This is a genomic window from Streptomyces sp. NPDC014995, assembly GCF_043080745.1.
Taxonomy (GTDB): domain Bacteria; phylum Actinomycetota; class Actinomycetes; order Streptomycetales; family Streptomycetaceae; genus Streptomyces.
On sequence record NZ_JBIBVX010000015.1, the window covers coordinates 259,570 to 266,953 of the forward strand.

At 70.1% G+C, this 7,384-nt stretch carries 6 protein-coding genes; 5 read left to right on the plus strand and 1 reads right to left on the minus strand.

Features of this window, described 5'->3' with window-relative positions:
- The first annotated feature begins 60 nt into the window (after window positions 1-60).
- The 4 genes from manA (at window position 61) to ACF1A1_RS29155 (ending at window position 4,930) form a co-directional block, all read left to right on the plus strand.
- Window positions 61-1,212 carry a mannose-6-phosphate isomerase, class I gene (gene manA, locus ACF1A1_RS29140; protein ID WP_392003970.1) on the plus strand — a complete coding sequence of 384 codons (1,152 nt, stop codon included), beginning with the start codon at window positions 61-63 and terminating at the stop codon, window positions 1,210-1,212.
- 137 nt (window positions 1,213-1,349) lie between these two features.
- The gene (locus tag ACF1A1_RS29145; RefSeq protein ID WP_392003971.1) at window positions 1,350-2,330 is read left to right on the plus strand and encodes a cation diffusion facilitator family transporter; all 981 of its coding nucleotides are present in this window, start codon (window positions 1,350-1,352) and stop codon (window positions 2,328-2,330) included.
- Between the two features lie 332 nt (window positions 2,331-2,662).
- Window positions 2,663-4,120: an adenosylhomocysteinase gene (gene ahcY, locus ACF1A1_RS29150; protein WP_392003972.1), complete on the plus strand. Its 1,458-nt coding sequence runs from the start codon at window positions 2,663-2,665 to the stop codon at window positions 4,118-4,120.
- Window positions 4,121-4,315: 195 nt separating this feature from the next.
- The gene (locus ACF1A1_RS29155) at window positions 4,316-4,930 is read left to right on the plus strand and encodes a hypothetical protein (RefSeq protein WP_392003973.1); all 615 of its coding nucleotides are present in this window, start codon (window positions 4,316-4,318) and stop codon (window positions 4,928-4,930) included.
- Between the two features lie 81 nt (window positions 4,931-5,011).
- On the opposite strand, the gene ACF1A1_RS29160 is transcribed toward ACF1A1_RS29155, so the two are convergent.
- The gene (locus ACF1A1_RS29160) at window positions 5,012-5,908 is read right to left on the minus strand and encodes an RDD family protein (RefSeq protein WP_392003974.1); all 897 of its coding nucleotides are present in this window, start codon (window positions 5,906-5,908) and stop codon (window positions 5,012-5,014) included.
- Between the two features lie 130 nt (window positions 5,909-6,038).
- Between ACF1A1_RS29160 and ACF1A1_RS29165 the strand changes: the two genes are divergently transcribed.
- The gene (locus tag ACF1A1_RS29165) at window positions 6,039-7,043 is read left to right on the plus strand and encodes a stage II sporulation protein M (RefSeq protein WP_392003975.1); all 1,005 of its coding nucleotides are present in this window, start codon (window positions 6,039-6,041) and stop codon (window positions 7,041-7,043) included.
- Window positions 7,044-7,384 lie beyond the last annotated feature (341 nt).

Here is a 7,384-nt window from a genome sequence, read left to right on the forward strand (position 1 = left end):
AATGCCACGAATGCCACGACAGCTGCGACAGACCGACAGACAGACAGGCAGAGACACCGCATGGACCGCCTCGACAACACCATCCGCCCCTATGCCTGGGGTTCCCCCACCGCCATCCCGGGCCTGCTCGGCGTGGAACCGACCGGCGAACCGCAGGCGGAGATGTGGATGGGCGCCCACCCCGGCGCCCCCTCCCGCACCGACCGGGGCACCCTCGTCGAGGTCATCGAGACCGACCCGCGCAAGGAACTCGGCACGGCGGCCGTCGACAGGTTCGGCCCCCGCCTCCCCTTCCTCCTCAAGATCCTCGCGGCCGGCGCCCCCCTCTCCCTCCAGGTCCACCCCGACCTCGCCCAGGCCCGAGCCGGCTACGACGACGAGGAACGCCGCGGCATCCCCGTGGACGCCCCGCACCGCAACTACAAGGACGCCAACCACAAGCCCGAGCTCATCTGCGCCCTCACCGAGTTCGACGGCCTGTGCGGCTTCCGCGCCCCCGCCCAGGCCGCCGACCTCCTCGACGGCCTCGGCGTCGACTCCCTCAAGCCGTACGTCGACCTCCTGCACGCCCACCCCGAGGACGCCGCCCTGCGCGAGGTCCTCACCGCGATCCTCACCGCCGACCCCGCGGAGATGGCCCACACCGTCGCGGCCGCCGCGGCCGCCTGCGACCGCCTCGGCGGCGACTACGCCCCCTACGCCGGCATCGCCCACCACTACCCGGGCGACCCCGGCGTCATCGCGGCCATGCTCCTCAACCACGTCCGCCTCCAGCCCGGCGAGGCCCTCTTCCTCGGCGCCGGCATCCCGCACGCCTACCTCAGCGGCCTCGGCGTCGAGATCATGGCCAACTCCGACAACGTCCTGCGCTGCGGACTGACCCCCAAGCACGTCGACGTCCCCGAACTCCTGCGCGTCGTCCGCTTCGAACCCGGCGACCCCGGCGTCCTGCGCCCCGAAGCCGCCCCGGACGGCGAAGAGGTCTACGACACCCCCATCGACGAGTTCCGCCTCTCCCGGTACGTCCTCCCCGAGGGCACCGCCCCCCACGACCTCACCCTCCCGACCCCGCAGATCCTCCTCTGCACGGCGGGCTCCGTACACGCCGGCGACCACACCCTGACCCCCGGCCACTCCGTCTTCGTCCCCGCGGGCGAAAAAGCCGAAGTGTCCGGAGCCGGTACGGTCTTCCGCGCCACAGTCGTCGCCTGACGCATCCCGCCGGGCCCACCGGGCACACGCATGTCGTTCCGGGCTGCAACAATGGCCCACCGCAAAGGACGGGCAAAGCCGACAACGGCACGAGCGCCCCGAGGAAGACCCCGAGGACGAAGGGACCACGCGAACACATGAGCGCGTCAGGCGGCACCAAGGCGATCGTGGCGGCACTCGCCGCCAACCTCGCGATCGCGGTATCGAAGTTCGTGGCGTTCGCCTTCAGCGGCTCGTCGTCGATGCTCGCCGAGGGCGTGCACTCGCTCGCCGACTCCGGCAACCAGGCACTCCTCCTGGTCGGCGGCAAGAAGGCCCAGCGCGAGGCCACCCCGCAACACCCCTTCGGCTACGGCCGCGAGCGCTACATCTACGCCTTCCTGGTCTCCATCGTCCTCTTCTCGGTCGGCGGCATGTTCGCCATCTACGAGGGCTACGAGAAGATCAAGCACCCCCACGAGATCGAGCACTGGTACTGGCCGGTGGGCGTCCTGGTCTTCGCGATCATCGCCGAGACCTTCTCCTTCCGGACGGCCATCAAGGAGTCCAACGTCCTGCGCGGACAGAAGTCCTGGAAGGAGTTCGTCCGCCACGCCAAGGCCCCTGAGCTGCCGGTCGTCCTGCTGGAGGACCTCGGCGCGCTCGTCGGCCTGATCCTCGCCCTCGTCGGCGTCAGCCTGGCCCTGGTGACCGGCGACGGCGTCTGGGACGGCATCGGCACCATCTGCATCGGCGTCCTGCTCGTCCTCATCGCGCTCGTCCTGGCCGCCGAGACCAAGTCCCTCCTCCTCGGCGAGGCCGCGGGCCTCGAGGAGGCCCAGAAGATCGAGGCCGCGATCGTCGACGGCAACACGGTCACCCGCATCATCCACATGCGCACCCTCCACCTCGGCCCCGAGGAACTCCTCGTCGCCGCCAAGGTCGCCGTCCAGCACGACGACACGGCCACCGAGATCGCCACCGCCATCAACGCCGCCGAGTCCCGCATCCGCGAGGCCGTCCCCATCGCCCGCGTCATCTACCTCGAGCCCGACATCTACAGCGAGACCGAGGCCGCCAAGGGCGCGGACCGCGACGCGACCCCGGGCGGCCCGGCCCACCCCCCGGCCGGCCACTGACCCTCCCTCCACCCGACGGGGCTCGCCGAACACCGGCGGGCCCCGCCGCATTTCCCCGTCCCACCCCGGCTCACCCTCCGTGATCGGCTTGATCTCTTCGGAGGCGGACTGGGGCCGCCCGGCGCCTCCGGTGTAGCTTGGAACGGAGCCAGACGTCGCTGCTGATGGCGGTCGGGCGGTCCCACACGGACCGACCGAGGGAGAGAGGGCCTCCGACGGACTGCGCTGCGCGCACGCGGGCATGCCAGTGTCCTCTTCGGGCACCCCTGTGTCCGCCGCCGCGCAGACCAGCCGTACCCAGACCTCGACCCAAACCCGAGGAGCAGCTCGCAATGACGACTGTCGATAACCGACAGGACTTCAAGGTCGCCGACCTCTCCCTGGCCGAGTTCGGCCGCAAGGAGATCACCCTCGCCGAGCACGAGATGCCGGGCCTCATGGCGATCCGTAAGGAATACGCCGAGACCCAGCCCCTCGCCGGCGCCCGCGTCACCGGCTCTCTGCACATGACCGTGCAGACCGCCGTCCTCATCGAGACCCTCGTCGCCCTCGGCGCGCGGGTCCGCTGGGCCTCCTGCAACATCTTCTCCACCCAGGACCACGCGGCCGCCGCCATCGCCGTCGGCCCCAACGGCACCCCCGACAACCCGCAGGGCGTCCCCGTCTTCGCCTGGAAGGGCGAGACCCTGGAGGAGTACTGGTGGTGCACCGAGCAGGCCCTGACCTGGCCGGACAGCCCCACCGGCGGCCCCAACATGATCCTGGACGACGGCGGTGACGCCACCCTCCTCGTCCACAAGGGCGTCGAGTACGAGAAGGACGGCAAGGTCCCCTCGCCCGACACCGCCGAGTCCGACGAGCACCGCGTCATCCTCGAGCTCCTGACCCGCACCGTCGCCGAGACCCCGCAGAAGTGGACCCAGCTGGCGTCCGAGATCCGCGGCGTCACCGAGGAGACCACCACCGGCGTCCACCGCCTGTACGAGATGCAGCGCGACGGCGTCCTCCTCTTCCCGGCGATCAACGTCAACGACGCCGTCACCAAGTCGAAGTTCGACAACAAGTACGGCTGCCGCCACTCCCTCGTCGACGGCATCAACCGCGCCACCGACGTCCTCATCGGCGGCAAGACCGCCGTCGTCTGCGGCTACGGCGACGTCGGCAAGGGCTGCGCCGAGTCCCTCCGCGGCCAGGGCGCCCGCGTCATCGTCACCGAGATCGACCCGATCTGCGCCCTGCAGGCGGCGATGGACGGCTACCAGGTCACGACCCTCGACGAGGTCGTCGACAAGGCCGACATCTTCATCACCACGACCGGCAACAAGGACATCATCATGGCCTCGGACATGGCCAAGATGAAGCACCAGGCCATCGTGGGCAACATCGGCCACTTCGACAACGAGATCGACATGGCCGGCCTCGCCAAGGTCCCCGGCATCGTCAAGGACGAGATCAAGCCGCAGGTCCACACCTGGACCTTCCCCGACGGCAAGAAGATCATCGTCCTCTCCGAGGGCCGCCTGCTGAACCTGGGCAACGCCACCGGCCACCCGTCGTTCGTGATGTCCAACTCCTTCGCGGACCAGACCCTGGCCCAGATCGAGCTGTTCACCAAGCCCGACGAGTACCCGACCGGCGTCTACACGCTGCCCAAGCACCTCGACGAGAAGGTCGCCCGCCTCCACCTCGACGCGCTCGGCGTGAAGCTGACCCAGCTCCGCCCCGAGCAGGCCGCCTACATCGGCGTCGACGTCGAAGGCCCCTACAAGCCGGACCACTACCGCTACTGAGTCCGCAGCCCCACCCGCCGAGGAGCGCATCCGCGCACTGACGCGCTCCTCGGCACCAGGTAGGTCCTCCGAGGCAGGCCCCCGCACCCCCGTGTCGGGGGCCTGCCCCTTCGGCCTACGGCCGGACCGGCCGTCACCAGCACCGGACCGGCTCGCCCAGGTGACCGGACCAGCCCGTCACACCCCAGGACCCCCATGCCCCGCGGCCGCTATTCGCTCCATGATCCGCACGATCACACCCTCCTCGCCCACGAGCACTTCCAGTGCGCCCCCGGCCCCTCCGGCTGGCGCTACGTCTCACAGCTGACCACCCCCACCGGTGATCACACCGGCTCCGTCGACCTCACCCTCGACGACCTCGGCCGCCCCCTCCGCCTCGAACTCCACGCGAGCAGTTGGCAGGTACGCGGCGCAGCCCTCGACGGCGTCACCTGGGTCCGCACCGACCCCACCGGCACCCACGCCACAGAAGGCAACGTCCAGGCCCACGCCTTCACCGGCACGTCCCCCGCCTTCCTCATCGCCACCACCCGACTCCTTCACCTCGCTCCCTCCGCATCCGCGACCCGCGTACGCCTCGTCGCCTTCACCGACCCGGTCCTCGCCCCGCGCACCGTGGACCAGTCCTGGGCGCTGGTGAACAGAGAAACACACGCCACTGACAACGGCCCCCTGACCGTGGACGAATACCAGGTCACAGCCCTGGACACCGGCGAACTGCACGCCGTCCACATCGCCGGAGACGTGGTCCTCGCGGCCCCCGGCATCGAGCTGGAAGACCTCGAATCACCCCCGTCGGCCTTCGCCTAAACCCGGCAACCGAACACAAGGAACCGCGACCCGACGTCCGAGCGGAAGCACCGGACGGGGAGCCGAAACGCGGGGGCGGGGCTACGCAGGCGGCACGAACCCGGTGGCCGGACGCTCCGCCGACGCCCGATCCACAGGCGCAGCCGACCGGACCTGGTGGGGAGGCTCCGGCACCGCAGCCGCCGAACCATGGACGACAGGCTGGGCCACGGGCTGCCCGACACCACCCCCACCACCGAACGCCCGGCGTGCCTCCCGCACCTGCCGCTCCTGCACCACCGCCGCCAGATAAGCGGCCGGCCAAACCCCCTCAGGCACCGGAACACCCGTACGCGCCGCGAGATCCCCGGCCAGCCGCTCCGCCATCGCCCAACCGACCTGCGGATCGAGCTGGCTCATCCGCCCCAGGTACTGCCGTATCGCCAACCACAGACCGTCCGGCACCGCCGACAGATCGAGCCCCGAGAACCGCCCCGCCAGCCACGGCGGAGGAGGCGGCAGAAAACCGGTCCGCGCCACGGGCACCCGCTCCCGCACCACCAGCGTCCCCGCGAAGACATCCCCGAGCCGCCGCCCCCGCGCCGACACCAGCGAGGCGATACACGCCACGACCCCCGCCGTCAGCACAATCTCGACCACCCCCAGCGCACCCCGCACCAGCGCGTGCCGGAACCGGATCGGCCCACCGTCGTCCCTCACCACCCGCAACCCGCACGCCGCCTTCCCCAGCGACCGCCCATGGCTGAGCGTCTCCACCGCGATCGGCCCGCCCACCAGCACCAGCAGAAACGTGGCGATCGACACCGCGATCTGCGCCGCCTCGTCCAAGGACGCGGTAGCCGCCAGCAAGGCGATGCTGACGACGACGTAGACCACCACGACCACCGTCAGATCCAGCAAGGCGGCCAAAGCCCTGCTGGGCAGCCTGGCGGGCTGCAGCTCCAACGCCACCGCCTCACCCGTCACCAGCTCACTCACGCCCGCCGCCCCTTCCCTGACCTGCCCCGACAACGGCCAGTCTGCCAAGCTGAGGGCACACCGCGCCGCAGTACGACAAGCTGACACCTACGACCGGCCGCCGACGAACAGCCGAGGAGCAGGCACACCGATGGACCTCGACGTCTTCGTCTCCGCCCACCGAGCCGAATGGGACCGCCTCGACGCCCTGCTGCGCCGACGCCACCTCACCGGCACCGAGGCGGACGAACTCGTCACCCTCTACCAGCGCACCGCCACCCACCTCTCCCTGATCCAGTCCAGCGCCCCCGACCCCCAGCTCACCGGCCGGCTCAGCCAACTGGTGGCACGCGCGCGGAGCACTGTGACAGGCACCCGCCGCGCTTCCTGGCGCGACGTCACACGCTTCCTCACCCAGGGCTTCCCCGCAGCGGTCTACCGATCGCGGCACTGGTGGGTACCCACCGCCCTCGCCTCGACCGCGATCGCGGCCCTCCTCGGCTGGTGGATCGGCACCCATCCGGAAGTGCAGTCCTCTATAGCCGCCCCCGACGAACTGCGCGAGCTCACCCGCCCCGGCGGCCAGTACGAGACCTACTACTCAAGCCACCCGGCCGCCTCCTTCGCCGCCCAGGTCTGGACGAACAACGCCCAGGCCGCCGCGATGTGCCTGGTCCTGGGCGTCTTCCTCGGCCTCCCGGTCCTCTGGATCCTCTTCCAGAACATGCTCAACCTGGGGGTCGGCATCGGTCTCATGTCCTCGGCGGGCCGGCTCGACACCTTCCTCGGCCTGGTCCTCCCGCACGGCCTCCTCGAACTCACCGCGGTCTTCGTCGCCGCAGGCACCGGACTGCGCCTCGGCTGGACCGTCATCGACCCGGGCCCCCGCACCCGACGCACGGCCCTCGCCGAGGAAGGCCGAGCGGCCGTGGGCATGGCCGTCGGCCTCGCCCTCGTCCTCTTCGTCTCGGGCGCCATCGAAGGCTTCGTCACCCCCTCCGGCCTGCCCACGTGGACCCGCATCGCCATCGGCATCACGGCCGAAGCGGCCTTCCTCGCTTACGTCTATGTCCTCGGCGGCAGGGCCGTCCGCGCCGGGGACACCGGCGACGTCGAAGCAGCCGAGCGCAGCGCCACAGTGCCTACGGCCGCCTGATGTGCGACCACGCCCACGCAGCTGCTAGTCTCCTCTTCGCCCCACGGGAGCCGTTGACACGGAGCGTGTGGGGAGGTAGATTCGAACAGTTGCCTGGACTGGACAGGGTCCGGTCGGCAGCGAGTTAGAATCTACAGAGACCTCTCGGAACATGGATTCCGCAGAAGTCCCCCCGATTAATCGGAATGAATGGCCGGTCAGACTGGCCCAGAAGTTCTGATAAAGTCGGAACCGCCGGAAAGGAACCCGCGAAACAAAAGCGGGAACCTGGAAAGCACCGAGGAAATCGGATCGAGAAAAGATCTGATAGAGTCGGAAACGCAAGACCGAAGGGAAGCGCC